This window comes from Pseudomonas sp. PDM20, assembly GCF_014852575.3.
Taxonomy (GTDB): Bacteria; Pseudomonadota; Gammaproteobacteria; order Pseudomonadales; family Pseudomonadaceae; genus Pseudomonas.
In genome coordinates this window covers 3,889,996-3,903,723 of record NZ_CM181224.1, presented here as the reverse complement: position 1 = coordinate 3,903,723, position 13,728 = coordinate 3,889,996, and the positions used below count along the sequence as shown (strand labels likewise).

Here is a 13,728-nt window from a genome sequence, read left to right as displayed (position 1 = left end):
ACGGTCCTCAGGAATTGCCGCTGGCCAGCGCCGGAGTGCTGGGTGGTTCGTCGTGCAGTTCGCGCCGCCAGGCCAGCAGGCCGTAGATAGCGAGGCCGACGAAACCGGCGTACAGCCCGGCGGTGAGGTACAGCGCCTTGTAGAGGAATACCCCGGTGTAGAGCACATCGAGGATGATCCACAGCCACCAGCTGGCGACGTACTTGCGCGCGGCCCAGAAGCTCGCCACCAGGCTGAAGGCGGTGAGCGCGGCGTCCAGCCAGGGCAGGGCGGCGTCGGTGTGGGTATGCATGGCCCAGCCCAGGGCCAGGGCGCCAACGGCACCGGCCAGGCAGCTGGAGAGGGCGGTCGTCAGCGGCAGGCGTTCCACGCGAACCTTGCCGTGGTCGCTGCCACCCTGGCTCCACTGCCACCAGCCGTAGAACTGCAGCACCACGAAGACCAGTTGCAGGAGCATGTCGGAGTAGAGCTTCACGCTGAAGAAGATCCACGCGTAGAGCAGCACCGCCACCACGTTCACCGGCCAGCACCAGCGAATGCGCCGGGCCGTGAGCCAGACGCCGAGCACGTTGACGATCACCGCGATGATTTCCAGAGCAGACATTGCCGCTTTCCTCAGAAGTTGACGCTCGCCGTCAGGCGAGCCGTGCGCGGCGCACCCTGGAACAGGTAGCCGTCGCCGAAATATTCACCGACATCGCGCCAGTAGCGCTTGTCGAACAGGTTGTCGACGCTCAGCCGCAGCGTGGTCGGGTAGTCGCCGATCCGTGTGCTGAAGCGCGCGCCGGCGTCATAGACGGTGTAGCCGCCGACCTCCACCGCGCCGTCACGGTCGGCGTACTTGGCGCCGCTGTAGCGCGCCGTGCCCAGCAGCGAGAGCCCCGGCACTTCGGCCAGCGCGTAGTCGGCCTGGAGGCTGGCGCGCAGGCGCGGGACATTGATCGCCTGGTGGCCTTCGTAGTCGTCCGTGTCGCTGCCCACCACCCGCGAGCGGATGGCCGCGACGCTGCCGCTCAATTGCAGCGCGGAGGTTACCCGGCCACTGGCGGACAACTCCAGCCCGCTGTTCTTCTGCTGGCCCTGCTGCACATAGGTGAAGGTGCCATCGCCGTTGGGCCGGGCGAACTGGTAGGCCTGGTGGATCTGGAACAGCGCGGCGCTCCAGTCGAAGCCGGGCAGTTCCTGCTTGACGCCTAACTCGACCTGGCGCGAGGAGGTGGGCGCCAGGGTATCGCCGGCGTTGCTGGCGAACCAGGGTGCCTCGCCGCCCAGGGACAGGCCCTTGCTGTAGCTGCCGTAGATCGAGATGTCCTCGCGCGGCTTGAAGATCAGCGCGCCATTGGGCAGGAACTCCGAGCGCCGGGTGTGGCGGGTGGTGTCGCCGTCACTGTCGAAGGTGCGTTCGTCCAGGCGCACCTGGCGACCGCCGAGCACCAGTTGCCATTGCTCGCTCAGGCTGATGCGGTCGCTGGCGAACAGGCCGTACTGGCGGCTGTCGAGGTGACGGTAGCTGTGGCCGGGCTCGCCAGCGAAGGGCTCCACGGCGCCGATGCCGGTGTAGATGTTGCCGGTGCCGACCCATTCGTTGAGTTCGGGGCGGCTGTCCAGTACACGGCGGAAGGCCGAGGTGCCGACAGTCAGCTCGTGGCGCAGCCAGCCGGTGGCGAACTGGCCGTGCAGCGCGGCTTCCAGTTCGTCGTTGCGACGGGTGTCGTCCGGGCTGCGGAAGTCGTAGAGGTCGTAGTCGCCTTCGGGGCTGAAGTAGTTCGGTACGGCCGAGTCGGCGCAGCTGGCGGCGCCGTAACAGCCCCACGGGAAGGCACTGTAGTCGTCGATTACCACCTTGCTGCGCGAGGCGCTGAGGGTGCCGGTCCAGGCGTCGTCGAAGCGGTACTCGAAGCGCGTGTTGAGGTTCAGCGACTCGATGCGTACCGGGTCGGCCCAGCTCTGGTAGCCGATGCGGTCGTGCGGGTCGATGCCGTGGGGCAGTTCGCTGCCGCCCAGCAGCTGGTAGCCCGGCGCCGAGGGCTGGCGGCGGTTCTGGTATTCGGCGTCGAACTGCCAGATGGCGTTGGGCGAAAGATTCCAGTCCAGTGCCAGGGAGGCGAAATCACGGTTGCCGTCGGTGTGGTCGATGTAGGAACGCAGGTCCTCGTGGGCCAGGTTCACCCGCACGCCGACGGTCTGCTCGGCGTCCAGCCAGGCGCCGACATCAGTGGCCAGGTAGCGGCCACCTTCCGCGTCGGTGCCGAGGGTTACCGAACGCACGTCCTGCGGCCGCTTGGTGACGTAGTTGATTACCCCGCCGGGTTCGGACACGCCGCTCTGCAGGCCGGACAGCCCCTTGAGCACCTCGACCTGTTCCTTGTTTTCCAGCGCCACGTTCTGCTCGCCGGTGATGGTACGGCCGTTGATCTTGTAGCTGCTCGCAGCATTGAGCGAGTAGCCGCGGATCTCGAAGTTCTCGTAGTAGCCCACCGGCGCGTAGGCTTCTCCGGTGGAGGCGTCGTTCTTCAGCACGTCGCTGAGCAGGCGCGCCTGCTGGTCCTTGAGCAGCGCCTGGTTGAACACCGAAATGGAAGCGGGCGTATCCAGCAGCGGCGCCTCGCCGAAGCCGCCGACCGAGGCGCGGTCGCTGGCGTAGCTCCCGGTGTCCTGGCCGATCACCGTGACGGTATCCAGGGTGGTGGCTTCTTCGGCCTGGCCGGTGCCGCTGGCCAGCAGCACGGCCAGGGTCAGCAGGCTGAGGGGAAATCGCGTGCGCGCGGGGCGCGGCAGGTACTGCATGGAACGCTCCTGAATATTGCCGGGGCGTGCGCCGGGAATGTGCGGGGCAGAACCCCTCCCGCGCGAAACGGATGGCCTTGGATGTGAGACGTGATTGCCCGCGGGCGGGCTGTCAGACCGGAGCTGCTCCGGTGGTCAATGGCAGGGAAGGCTCTGCGGCCCACTCCTGCAGCGAGCCGTCGTAGATCGCGACCCGCGTTTCCCCGGCCAGTGTCAGCGCCAGGGCGAGGGCGGCGGCGGAGATGCCGCCGCCGCAGTACAGCAGCAAGGGTGGTTCAGCTTGACGCAGCCCGGTGAGGGCCTCGCTCAGGGCTGCACCGCGCCGGTAGCAGCCGTCTTCGTCGAACAGGTTGCGCGCCGGCAGGTTGCTGCTGCCGGGGATGTGCCCGCGACGGGCATAACGGGTGACGGCGCTGCCGTCGAACAGGGCGGCGGACAGGGCGCAGACCAGCGTGCCGTGAGCATTGCCGGCCACCACCTTCTCGACGTCGTGACGTTCGATCCAGAAGCCGCTTTGGTACTTCGCCGGGGTCGAAAGCTTCCCGCGTCGGGCAACGACCCCCTCACCTTCTTCCAGGGGGAAGCCGTGAGCGATCCACGCCCGCAGCCCACCATCCAGCACGGCCGCGTCGATGCCCAGGCTGCGCAGCATCCACCAAAGGCGTGCGGCCCAGAAACCATCGGTGCGGTCGTAGATCACGATCAGCGAATCGTCGTGGATGCCCAGCTTCTGCAACGCGTCCAGCGCTGCCCGAGCTTCCGGCAGGGCGAAGCTGAAGGGCGCGTGGGCATCCGCCAGATCGCCCAGCAGGTCGGCATGCCGCGCGCCGCGAATGTGCCCGGCGAGCCAACCGGCGCAGCCGCTCTGTGCGCGGTAGTCGCCGTCGAACTGCGGGGCGGCGAGTTCGACGCTGGCGTCCAGCAGGCACAGGCGCGGGTCGTCCAGTGCGTTGGCGAGCCAGTCGGCGCTGACCAGAGGTTCGCTCATCTCAGTTCACCTTCGCGGCCAGTTGACGCACATGGTTCAGCAGCCGCTGACCTTCGCTGTCGAGGAACCAGCGGGTGTGGCCGATCAGGTAGTTGTCGTAGGCCAGCGAAGCGCTTTCGGCCGAACCGAGGATGCCGTGGAAGTAGATGACCTCGGACAGCGCGAAATCCGCATGCACCAGCGGCAGCAGCGCGGCCAGCGCGAGCAGGTCGTCGCGGCTCAGCGGGCGCACGCTGGAGTAACCCGCCAGCAGTGCGTCCAGCGCGTCGAGGTCGGCCACGGCGGCGCGGCCCTGGTCCAGCTCCAGCCAGGGCACCAGGTTGCGCTCGATGGCGGTGGCCAGGTCGAACAGCGCGAAGCTGCGGTCGCTCAGGCCGAAGTCCAGCACCGAGACCACCTGTGCCTGCGCGCCGTCCTCGCTCCACAGCAGGTTGGAGGCGTGCCAGTCGTTGTGGGTCCACAGCGCCGGCTGGCGCCGCAGGTAGGGCAGCAACTCGCGTTGCAGCGGCAGATGCAACTCGCCCAGGGTCTCTTTCCACGGCCGCGCCTGCAGGTAGTCGGCGAGGGCGGGGGCCTGAGGGAAGGTTGCTTCAATGGCAGCGAGCGGGTCCGCCGCGCCGAACAGGTTCAGGTTGCTGAGCAGCACACCGGCACGCCGCGAGGGGGCATCGAAACCTTCGGCGGCGCGGTGCAGTTTCGCCAGCGCGGCGCCGGCGGCGAAGGCGTGGGCGTTGTGCTGGAAGGGCGTCCAGGACAGCGCATCCCGGTACAGGTCCAGGCCTTCGGCCTTCTCATGAACCTCATAGGTCCAGCCGTCCCGCTCGATGGCGCTGCGGCCATGGCGGTCGCGCAGCACGCGGGCGACCGGCGCGCCACGGCGGGCCAGGTGATCGAGGAAGGCGTGTTCTTCGGCCAGCCAGTCAGCCGTGCGCACGCTGGGGTGGTGGCGCTTGACGAACAGCGGGCCGTTGTCGGTCTCCACCAGCGCGGCGGCGGAGAAGGGGCGGGGGCTGTGCCAGATCAGGCGGGCGTCGCCGCCCGCCTCGGAGAAGTCCGCCAGCACGGCGGCGACTTCCGCTTCGGTCAGCGCGGGCCAGTCGGCCTCCACCGGTTCCAGGCCCATGCCGTGGCTCAAGCGTTTCGTCATGCTGGGCTCTCCCCTTGCCAGGCATTGCTGGTGGCGCCGCGCCAGATTTCCGGGTCGCGCAGCACACCATGGTCATGCAGCCACTGGGCATAGGGCTGCAGCAGTTCTTCGCGCTGCTCGCCCCAGCGGCCCTGATGCAGCCAGCTGGGCGCGATGCGCCGCAGGGATTCTGCCAGCATCTCGCGGGGAAAGTAGGGAATGGTGCGTTCGTAGACCGGCAATGCGGCGTCCGGCTCGGCCGCCGCGGCGAGGAATCCCCGTGCGGTGACGGCGATAAAGCGCCGGGCGACGTCTGCGTTTGCATCCAGCCAGTCCTCGCGGGCACCCAGCAGGTAGCTGTGGTAGGGCGGCGCGCCGATCTCGTCCACCGGCAGGACGACGCGGCGTTCGTCGGCGATGGAGCTCGGCAGCAATGCCTCCCAGGCCCAGTAGCCGCCGAAGCTGGCATCGGCGTGGCCGGCGGCCAGGTCTTCCGGGCGCAGCTCGCGGAAGCCGGCATCGACCAGTTGCACCGTGTCCGGGTCGCCGCCATCGCGGGATACCAGGTGGCGCACCATGGCCACGCCGCGCGGCGTCGGGTTCAGAGCCAGGCGTTTGCCCTGAAGGTCTCGGGGGCGGCGGATGCCGCTGTCGGTGAGGGTCTGGATCGATTCCAGAGCGCGATGGTTGATCGCCGCCACGCCGATCAGCGGCTGACCCAGTTCGCGCCGCACCAGCAGGCGATTGCTGGGGAACACGCCGAAAGCAGCAGCGCCGCGCGCCAGGTGGTCCAGGGTGTCGCCGTGGTAGGGGTCGTGCACCACCAGTTCCACGTCCAGCCCCGCGTCGCGGTACCAGCCGCGTTCACGGGCGAGGTAGAAACCGGCCGAGTTGGGCCAGGGATGGAAGTATTCGAGCATGACCCGCAAGGCAAACATGGAACCTATCTCCGATACGGCCAGCGGCCGGCGACTGCGATGGAGCGTATTGAAGAGGAGGACATTTGGTATATACCAATATGAATTTAACTGGTTTTTATAATCACATGGAATAAAAAGACTGTCGGCGGGCTGAGCAGGACCTGCAGGACATGGAAACCACAAGATTCTCGCGAATCGCTCTGGCGCGGGCGTTTCGGGTTATGACCTCATGCGATTTAGATATTTATGGTTATAAGAAGTCGGGGATAAAGTAACGGCTTCATCTAAGGCAGGCTGCAAGCAGGACCCATGAGCCAATCACCCTGGGGCGCGACGCCCGTGCTGACCTTGCCGCAGGGCGAGAAGCAGCCGCTGTCCATTCGCGCCAAGGCGCTGGTGTTCGCCGATCCGCGCTCGCGCCAGTTGCTGGAATTCCTCGACCGCGTCGGCCCCAGCGAGGTACCGGTGCTGATCAACGGCGAGACCGGTACCGGCAAGGAACTGGTGGCGCGCTACATCCACAGTGCCAGCGGGCGCAAGGGCGCCTTCGTCGCGGTGAACTGCGGCGCGATCAACGAGAACCTCGCCGAAAGCGAGCTGTTCGGCCACGAGGCGGGGGCCTTCTCCGGCGCCACCGGGCGCCGTGCCGGATGGTTCGAGGAGGCCGACGGCGGCACCCTGTTCCTCGACGAGATCGGCGACCTGCCGATGCCGCTCCAGGTGAAGCTGCTACGCGCCTTGCAGGAGCAGGAGATCGTCCGCGTCGGCTCGCGCAAGCCGATCAAGGTGGACATCCGCCTGGTCACCGCCACCAACGTCGACCTCGAGCAGGCGGTGGATGCCGGCAATTTCCGTCTCGACCTGTTCTATCGGATCAATGTCGCCCAGGCCCGCGTGTTGCCGCTGCGCGAGCGTCCGCTGGACATCATGCCGCTGGTGGAGCACTTCCGCCGGCTCTACGCCCAGCGCCTGAAGATTGCCGAGCCGATGTTCTCCGAGGCCGCCGTCAGCGCACTGCTGGACTACGCCTGGCCGGGCAACATCCGCGAGCTGGAGAACGTCGTGCACCTGGCCCTGCTGGTGGCGGGGGAGAAGGCGGTGCGACCCGAGCACCTGAAGTTCTCCGCTGCGCTGTCGGGGCAACGGATGGGCTCGGGAGCGCCAACCGGACTGCCGCAGGAGATCATCCGCGACCAGTTGCAGCGCCTCTTCGAAGTGCCGGGGGAAACCCTGCTGCATGATCTGGAGGACCTGATCGTCCGCGAGTCCTTCGCCCACTGCGGCTTCAACCAGCTGCGTACCGCCGCGCTGCTGGGCATCAGCCGCAATGCCATGCGCACGCTGCTGGTCAACCACGGCCTGCTCAAGGGCCGCGCCAAGGCCTGATCAGTCGCGGCGGCGCTGGCTGCTGCTGGCCACGGCGGCGTCACGGCGCAGCAGGGGCAGCAGCTCCTCGCCGAGGTGGATCGCTTCTTCCAGGTGCGGATAGCCGGAGAGGATGAAGGTGTCCACGCCCAACTGGTGGTACTCCTCGATGCGCTCGGCCACTTCCGCGTAACTGCCCACCAGCGCGGTGCCAGCGCCACCGCGCACCAGGCCGACACCCGCCCAGAGATTCGGTGAGACCTCCAGGTCGCGCACGCTGCGCGCACGGCCCTGGGTCAGGCTGATCTGCCGCGATTGCCCCACCGACTCGTAGGCCGCCAGCTGTTGCTGGGCCCGTTCGATGGCGTCGCGGGGAATCTCTTCCAGCAGGCGTCCGACGTGGGCCCAGGCCTGGCGCGAGTCCGCGGCGGCGAACACGTGCAGACGCAGGCCGAAGCGCAGCTCGCGGCCGTGTCCAGAGGCCAGCTCGCGCATGCGCAGGATGCGCTCGCGGATCATCGCTGGCGGCTCGCCCCACATCAGGTAGCTCTGCGCATGGCTGGCGGCGATACGCTCGGCCACCTCCGAAGCACCGCCAAAACAGATGGGCGGCAGCGCGGCTTCGCGGGCGATCGGCACCGGGCTGCCGGTGCGGTAGTGCCGACCATGGTGCTCGCGTCCGGCCCAGGTGGCGCGGAACACATCGAGGAATTCGGCGCTGCGGGCATAGCGCTCGTCGTGTTCGAGAAAGTCGCCCAGGGCGCGCTGCTCGAAGCGGCTGGAGCCGCTGACCAGGTGCAGCAGCAGGCGGTTGTCGCTGAGTTGCTGGAGAGTGGCGGCCTTGTGCGCGGTGTGCGCGGGCAGTTCGACGCCAGGACGCAGGGTCAGCAGGAACTTCAGCCGGCGTACTTCCTGGACCATCAGCGCGACGATCAGCCAGGGGTCTTCGAAGCCGCTGGCGGTCGGCACCATGATGCCGTCGAAGGCCGCCTGCTCGGTGGCGCGCACCACCTGGCGCAGGTAGTCGAGGGTCGGCGCGCGCTCACCCTGCTGGAACAGGCCGACCTTGGGCAGGCCGCTGCTGGTGAGGTGGTGGCCGTCGCCGTTGGTGGGCAGGAACCAGTCGATCTCGATGCGTTGGCGTTTGGGTTCAGCGACCAATCCGGGTGTCCTTTTCCGCTTCGTTGCGCAGCAGTGGCAGGACCCGTTCGCCGAAGCGCAGGACCTCGCGCACCGCGTTGGGGGCATGCAGGATGATCTGCTCGAGGCCGGCGCCGCACAGCTCATGCAGGCGGCTGACGATCTGCTTGTAGCTGCCCACCAGCACGGGCGATTCGCCGGGTGCGGGCAGCCACAGGTTCGGGTGGATCTCGCTGCGCCGGGCGGGGTGCTCGGCGCGCTCGGCAAGCAATTCGACCACCGTGGCATCGGCGCGGCGTTTGCCCCGGGGCGGCGCGGCTAACGCCTGGGCCTGGCGAGCGGCCTCGTCCCAGGCCTGCTCCTCGCTGTCGCGGGCGATGATCCCGAAGCTGGCGACATGGCCCAGGGAGCGGCCGGCAGCCAGCGCGGCCCGGTTCAGGCGCTCGATGGTTTCGCCCAGCTGCGCGACGCCGTTGCCCTGGACGAAACAGAGGTCCGCGCGGCTGGCGATGCGTTCGGCGCCCAGGGTTTCGTCCAGCAGCAGCGGCGTGGGTGGCAGGTCGCGCAGGCCGAGGCCGGCGTTCTCCAGCTGGAAGTAGCGGCCGTTGTGGTCCAGTGGGGTGGCCGGGGCGTGCAGCAGGCGTTGCAGGATGTCGAGGAACTCGTCGATGCGTTCGTGGCGCTGGTCGCGGTTGAGCACCTCGCCGAAGGCCCGGCGCAGGCTGCCGCGGTCGCTGTCGGGCAGGTGCAGGCGGACCCGTCCGGCGGACAGCGATTGCAGGCTTTGCAGGGTGGCCGCCAGCGCGGCCGGGAGCATGGCTTCCGCCGGCAGGCTCAGGGTCAGCCCGAGCTGCCGGGTATGTGCGCACAACGCAGCGGCGACCATCAGGCTGTCCGGCTGGCTGGGGCCCCCGGGCAGGTAGAGGTCGTCGAAGCCTGCGTATTCCGCGGCCTGGGCCAGCTGCACCCATTCCGATGGCTGCGCCTGCCAGTCCAGTCCGCGCCGGGTGCCGCCGGCGCAGAGCTTCCAGGCGAAGCGCAGGCTCATCCGGCGACCGCCAGACGCTCGCCGGCGCTCGTCCAGCCCAGCGCCGGGGCGATGTCACGCGCCAGTTGCTCCAGGCGCCGCAACACCTGGGCCTGGGTGGAACTTTCCGACTGCACCACGGCGATGAAGTAGTCCGCGTAGGGCAGCAGCGATGGGTCGTTGCGCACGCTGGCGATCACTTCCTCAGGATGACCGTGGTGGACGTTGAGCAGGCGCAGGTGGCTTTCCAGGTCGGCGGCTTCGTCGATCAGGCCCTCGCGGATCAGCCTAGGTACGTGCAGCTCGATGTCCGGCGCGAGCTCCGCGCGGGACTGGGTCTTGTCTTCAGCGGGAAATACCGCGCGGACTACACCGATACGCGGCCGCCGGGTTTCGTCCTGCCAGGCGCCAAGGTAGGCGTCGGCCAGCGGCTTCTGCACCGTCAGCGGGTCGTGGGTGGCGGTGCCCAGCAACAGGCCGTTGCCTTGCTCGGCGGCATACACCGCGCCGGCTTCGCTGCCATGGGAATGCCAGAGCCGCTCCCGCAGCCCGGCCGCCGGCGGATGCAGGCGCAACTGCGCTTCACCGGGCAGCGGCGCGCCTAGCAGGGCGGCCTGCAGTGCTCGCTGGGCTTGCTGGAAATCCTCCTGGCGGCGCTGGGCGTCTCGGCCGAAGGCATTGAACATGTCCAGGTTGGCGCCGCCGCTGCCCAGGCCCAGTTGCAGGCGGCCGGCGGACAGTGCGTCGAGCACGGCGGCGTCTTCGGCCAGGCGCAGGGCGTCTTCCAGCGGCAGGGTGACCACCGCCGTGCCCAGCTCGATGCGCCGGGTACGTGCGGCAATGTTGGCGAACAGCAGCAGCGGTGAAGGCAGCTGGCCGAAGCCGCCGCTCAGGTGGTGCTGGGCGATCCAGCCGCCGTCGAAGCCCAGCGCCTCGGCGAACTCGAACTGCTCCTGCAGGTCGCGGTAGACCTGGCGCGGGTCGCTGCCGAAGGCATGGGTGAGGAAGCCGAGCTTGAACGGCTGCCGGGTTTGCAGTGCACTCATGCCGGTATCTCCTGTGCGGGTGCGCGCTGCTGGCGCGGTTGCCAGCCCAGCGCGGGGGCGATGTCGCGGGCGACGGTTTCCAGGTGGCGCAGGGCTTCGGCGAAGCCGGTCGAGGTGGTCTGCACCTGGACGATCAACTGGTCATCGGCGCCCAGCGGTGCATCCGCACGCAGCTGCTCGGCGATCTTCGACGGGTCGCCGTGCAGCACGCCGAGGGCGTCGAGCACCGCTTCGAAGCCCTGTGCCGGGTCCGCATGGCCAATGCCGATGCGGCGCTGGCGTTCGACGTAGGTGAGGATGTCCCGGCGCAGGGTCGAGCCGGCTGCGGCAGCGTCGGCACCGGGGAAGACTGCGCGCACCAGGGCAACGCGGGGCGTTCCTGCGTGGGTGGGATTCCACGCCTGGCGGTAGCGTTCGATCACCAGCGAGCGCGGCTCGGCACCGGCGTTGGGGTTGGGTGCGAGGATCAGCCCGTTGCCGCGCGTGGCGACCTGTTCGACGCGGGACGTCGCCTCCCACAAGCGTTGTTCAAGGCCATGGGCGGCGGGGCGCAGCACGCGCCCTTCGGCATTCAGCGGCTCGCCGGCCAGGGCCTGGCGCAGACGCTCCAGGCGCTGGTCGTACTGCGCGTGGCGGCCTTCCAGGCTCTGGCCGAAGGCGGCGAAGCTGTCGGGGTCGAAGCCGGCGCCCAGGCCCAGCTGCAGACGGCCCTGGCTGATCAGGTCGAGCACCGAGGCGTCCTCGGCCAGGCGCAGGGCGTTCTCCTGGTTGAGCACCACGATGCCGGTGCCCAGCTGGATGTGCCGGGTGCGCTCGGCTGCCGCGCCGAGCAGCACCAGCGGCGAGGGCAGGCGGCCGTTCTCGCTGGCGAAGTGGTGCTGGGCCAGCCAGCCGCTGTCGAAGCCCAGCTCCTCGGCGGCCTCGAACAGTTCCAGGGTCTGCTGGTACAGGCGCGGCTCGAACTGCGGGGCGTATACGCGGTTGAGGAAACCCAGGCGGAAGCTGCGGTGGGGAGTACGGCGGATCATGGTTCTTGCTCCGTGAGGTCGGCCTGGCCCAGCAACGGCGTCAGCGCGGCGTCGAGGCGCCCGCTGTCGGCCGGCGCGCCGGGCAGGGCGCTGAATGGGCTGAGGGTGAGGTAGCCCCTGGCGACCCACACCGCTTCGTCCTCGGCGTTGCTGGCGTCCGGCGGCGGCGACCAGGCGAAGCCGATGCCCGGCTTGCCCGCCAGCTTCGCGTCGAGCTTGCCGAGGTCCTCGGTGTAGAGGGCGTGGAAGGGCACGTAGCTGCCGATGCGGGTCAGTCGCGCGCCCTGGAGTTTTTCCAGCGGCGGCAGGTTGAGGTTCAGGCCTACGCCCCTGGGCAGCAGCGCGCCATTGGCTTGTCGGTGCTTGTCCAGCGCGTCCACCAGGCGGGTGACGATGGCGGCGATGCGCGGGCTGTCCTGCTCCTTCAGGTCGGCGCTGACGGCCAGGGCGGGCACGCCGGAGAGCACCGCGACGCTGGCGGCGTTGAAGGTGCCCGAGGCGCTGTTGAGGGCGCCGAGGTTGTTGCCGGGGTTGGGCCCGACTATGACCAGGTCCGGGTGCGGCAAGACCTTCTCCAGCCCCAGCAGCACGGCCATGACCGGCGTGCCGCTGATGCGGATATCCACCTGCTGGCCGGCGCAGCGGGCGCTTTCGCAGAGGCCCTTCTCGGTGGTGGTGAGGTAGTAGCTGTCGGGATAGGCCGGATCGTCATCACGGCCGACCTGTGTCTCGCGCCCGAAGAAGAAGGCACCGCCACGCGCGCTCTGGTCGCTGTAGGGCGCGGCTATGCGCACCGTGTGCCCGTCGGCCTTCAGCGCGGTGTACAGCGCGCGGATGTTCGGGTGGCGGTAGCCGTCATCGTTGCTGAGCAGGATGTTCAGCGCGAACGCCGGCTGCGCAAGAGCGCAGCCGGCAGCCAGCAGCAGGGGCGCGAACCTCATGCCGCGCTCCCGGCGAAACGGTTGGCCGGACGCACCAGGCCGAGGTTCTCGCGCAGGGTTGCGCCTTCGTATTCGCGGCGCAGCAGGCCGCGCTCCTGCAGCAGCGGCACCACCTCGTCGACGAACACCTCGATGCCGCCCGGCAGGTACGGGAAGAACACGTTGAAGCCATCGCAGGCGCGGGCCTGGAACCAGGCATCGAAGGTATCGGCGATGTCTTCGGCGGTGCCGATCACCGGGTTGCCGCCGGCCAGGCGCAGGTACAGCTGACGGATCGTCAGGCCTTCGTTGCGCGCCAGTTCCAGCACCTTGTCGCGGCGGCTGCCGCGCTGGCCGACCGGGGTTTCCGGCAGCGGGCCGTCGAGGTCATGGGCGGAGAGGTCGATGTCCTCGCCGAGGGTGTCGGCCAGCAGGCGCAAGCCGAGCACCGGGTCCACCAGGCTCTGGAATTCCTCGAACAGCTCGCGGGCCTCTTCGCGGGTGCGGCCGATGAAGGGGGTGACGCCGGGGAGGATCTTGATGCCGTCCGGGTCGCGGCCCAGCGCGGCGGCGCGTTGCTTCACGTCGCTGTAGAAGGCCTGGGCGGCGGGAATGGTCTCGGCCATGGCGAAGATGACTTCCGCCACGCGCGCGGCCAGCGCCTTGCCGGCATCCGAGGCGCCGGCCTGCACCAGCACCGGGTGGCCCTGCGGCGGGCGCGCCACGTTGAGCGGCCCACGCACCGAGAAGTACTCGCCCTTGTGGTCGAGCACGTGCAGCTTGGCCGGGTCGAAGTACTGTCCACTGGCCTTGTCGCGCAGGAAGGCGTCGTCCTCCCAGCTGTCCCACAGGCCCTTGACCACGTCGTGGAACTCTTCGGCGCGACGGTAGCGCTCGGCGTGGTCGATGTGGGCTTCGCGGCCGAAGTTCCAGGCCTCGTCGGAGACCACCGAGGTCACCAGGTTCCAGGCGGCGCGGCCCTTGGACAGGTAGTCGAGCGAGGCGAACTTGCGGGCGATGTGGTACGGCTCGTTGTAGCTGGTGGTGGCGGTGGCGATCAGGCCGATGCGGCTGGTGACGGCGGCCAGCGCGGCCATCAGGGTCAGCGGCTCGAAGTGCTCGCCGCGCGCGGTGCGGCTCAGGGCGTCGAGGTGGTGGCCCCAGAGGGCGACCACGTCGGCGACGAACAGCGCGTCGAAACGGCCGCGCTCGGCGGTCTGCGCAACCTGCTTGAAGTAGTCGAAATCCAGGCTGGCGTCGGCCTGTGCCTTGGGGTGGCGCCAGGCGGCGACGTGGTGGCCGCTGTTGGCGAGGAAGGCGCCGAGCTTGAGCTGGTCGGTGCGGCGGGTCATGTCTTGTCTCCCGTTCGGGCGGGCGCCGC

General features: G+C 69.0%; 12 protein-coding genes. 1 reads left to right on the top strand and 11 read right to left on the bottom strand.

Going from position 1 to position 13,728, the window contains the following annotated elements; genetic code table 11:
• Positions 1–7: 7 nt before the first annotated feature.
• The 5 genes from pnuC to IB261_RS17740 all read right to left on the bottom strand — a co-directional run bounded on the left by pnuC (position 8) and on the right by IB261_RS17740 (position 5,839).
• Entirely contained in the window at positions 8–604 is a 597-nt protein-coding gene (gene pnuC / locus IB261_RS17760) for a nicotinamide riboside transporter PnuC (RefSeq protein WP_192382728.1), read from the bottom strand.
• 11 nt (positions 605–615) lie between these two features.
• Entirely contained in the window at positions 616–2,787 is a 2,172-nt protein-coding gene (locus tag IB261_RS17755; protein ID WP_192382727.1) for a TonB-dependent siderophore receptor, read from the bottom strand.
• Between the two features lie 112 nt (positions 2,788–2,899).
• The gene (locus tag IB261_RS17750; protein ID WP_192382726.1) at positions 2,900–3,775 is read right to left on the bottom strand and encodes a sulfurtransferase; all 876 of its coding nucleotides are present in this window, start codon (positions 3,773–3,775) and stop codon (positions 2,900–2,902) included.
• A gap of 1 nt (position 3,776) precedes the next feature.
• Positions 3,777–4,922, bottom strand: coding sequence for a phosphotransferase enzyme family protein (locus tag IB261_RS17745; RefSeq protein WP_192382725.1), 1,146 nt, complete (start codon positions 4,920–4,922; stop codon positions 3,777–3,779).
• Positions 4,919–5,839 carry an ABC transporter substrate-binding protein gene (locus IB261_RS17740; RefSeq protein WP_192382724.1) on the bottom strand — a complete coding sequence of 307 codons (921 nt, stop codon included), beginning with the start codon at positions 5,837–5,839 and terminating at the stop codon, positions 4,919–4,921. The genes IB261_RS17745 and IB261_RS17740 overlap by 4 nt, the downstream gene beginning before the upstream one ends.
• Before the next feature lie 291 nt (positions 5,840–6,130).
• Here IB261_RS17740 and IB261_RS17735 point away from each other — a divergent pair, with 291 nt between their 5' ends.
• Positions 6,131–7,207 carry a sigma-54 interaction domain-containing protein gene (locus IB261_RS17735; protein ID WP_081518353.1) on the top strand — a complete coding sequence of 359 codons (1,077 nt, stop codon included), beginning with the start codon at positions 6,131–6,133 and terminating at the stop codon, positions 7,205–7,207.
• On the opposite strand, the gene IB261_RS17730 is transcribed toward IB261_RS17735, so the two are convergent.
• Genes IB261_RS17730 through IB261_RS17705 form a run of 6 tightly spaced genes read right to left on the bottom strand, consistent with a single transcriptional unit; the run spans position 7,208 to position 13,699 of the window.
• Positions 7,208–8,347 carry an LLM class flavin-dependent oxidoreductase gene (locus tag IB261_RS17730; RefSeq protein WP_225606079.1) on the bottom strand — a complete coding sequence of 380 codons (1,140 nt, stop codon included), beginning with the start codon at positions 8,345–8,347 and terminating at the stop codon, positions 7,208–7,210.
• Positions 8,337–9,374 (bottom strand): LLM class flavin-dependent oxidoreductase, encoded by a 1,038-nt coding sequence (locus IB261_RS17725; protein ID WP_192382722.1) that lies wholly within the window; start codon positions 9,372–9,374, stop codon positions 8,337–8,339. The genes IB261_RS17730 and IB261_RS17725 overlap by 11 nt, the downstream gene beginning before the upstream one ends.
• Positions 9,371–10,399, bottom strand: coding sequence for an LLM class flavin-dependent oxidoreductase (locus IB261_RS17720; RefSeq protein WP_192382721.1), 1,029 nt, complete (start codon positions 10,397–10,399; stop codon positions 9,371–9,373). Before IB261_RS17720 ends, IB261_RS17725 begins: the two co-directional genes overlap by 4 nt.
• Positions 10,396–11,427, bottom strand: coding sequence for an LLM class flavin-dependent oxidoreductase (locus IB261_RS17715; RefSeq protein ID WP_192382720.1), 1,032 nt, complete (start codon positions 11,425–11,427; stop codon positions 10,396–10,398). Before IB261_RS17715 ends, IB261_RS17720 begins: the two co-directional genes overlap by 4 nt.
• Entirely contained in the window at positions 11,424–12,368 is a 945-nt protein-coding gene (locus IB261_RS17710; protein WP_192382719.1) for a 5'/3'-nucleotidase SurE, read from the bottom strand. Before IB261_RS17710 ends, IB261_RS17715 begins: the two co-directional genes overlap by 4 nt.
• Positions 12,365–13,699, bottom strand: a complete 1,335-nt coding sequence (locus IB261_RS17705) for an LLM class flavin-dependent oxidoreductase (protein ID WP_192210787.1) — start codon at positions 13,697–13,699, stop codon at positions 12,365–12,367. The genes IB261_RS17710 and IB261_RS17705 overlap by 4 nt, the downstream gene beginning before the upstream one ends.
• Between the last annotated feature and the right edge of the window lie 29 nt (positions 13,700–13,728).

What these genes read in the sequence shown, in the direction of transcription:
- pnuC (WP_192382728.1), bottom strand. Translation starts at nt 604, where the DNA reads ATGTCTGCTCTGGAAATCATCGCGGTGATCGTCAACGTGCTCGGCGTC.
- IB261_RS17755 (WP_192382727.1), bottom strand. Translation starts at nt 2,787, where the DNA reads ATGCAGTACCTGCCGCGCCCCGCGCGCACGCGATTTCCCCTCAGCCTG.
- IB261_RS17750 (WP_192382726.1), bottom strand. Translation starts at nt 3,775, where the DNA reads ATGAGCGAACCTCTGGTCAGCGCCGACTGGCTCGCCAACGCACTGGAC.
- IB261_RS17745 (WP_192382725.1), bottom strand. Translation starts at nt 4,922, where the DNA reads ATGACGAAACGCTTGAGCCACGGCATGGGCCTGGAACCGGTGGAGGCC.
- IB261_RS17740 (WP_192382724.1), bottom strand. Translation starts at nt 5,839, where the DNA reads ATGTTTGCCTTGCGGGTCATGCTCGAATACTTCCATCCCTGGCCCAAC.
- IB261_RS17735 (WP_081518353.1), top strand. Translation starts at nt 6,131, where the DNA reads ATGAGCCAATCACCCTGGGGCGCGACGCCCGTGCTGACCTTGCCGCAG.
- IB261_RS17725 (WP_192382722.1), bottom strand. Translation starts at nt 9,374, where the DNA reads ATGAGCCTGCGCTTCGCCTGGAAGCTCTGCGCCGGCGGCACCCGGCGC.
- IB261_RS17720 (WP_192382721.1), bottom strand. Translation starts at nt 10,399, where the DNA reads ATGAGTGCACTGCAAACCCGGCAGCCGTTCAAGCTCGGCTTCCTCACC.
- IB261_RS17715 (WP_192382720.1), bottom strand. Translation starts at nt 11,427, where the DNA reads ATGATCCGCCGTACTCCCCACCGCAGCTTCCGCCTGGGTTTCCTCAAC.
- IB261_RS17710 (WP_192382719.1), bottom strand. Translation starts at nt 12,368, where the DNA reads ATGAGGTTCGCGCCCCTGCTGCTGGCTGCCGGCTGCGCTCTTGCGCAG.
- IB261_RS17705 (WP_192210787.1), bottom strand. Translation starts at nt 13,699, where the DNA reads ATGACCCGCCGCACCGACCAGCTCAAGCTCGGCGCCTTCCTCGCCAAC.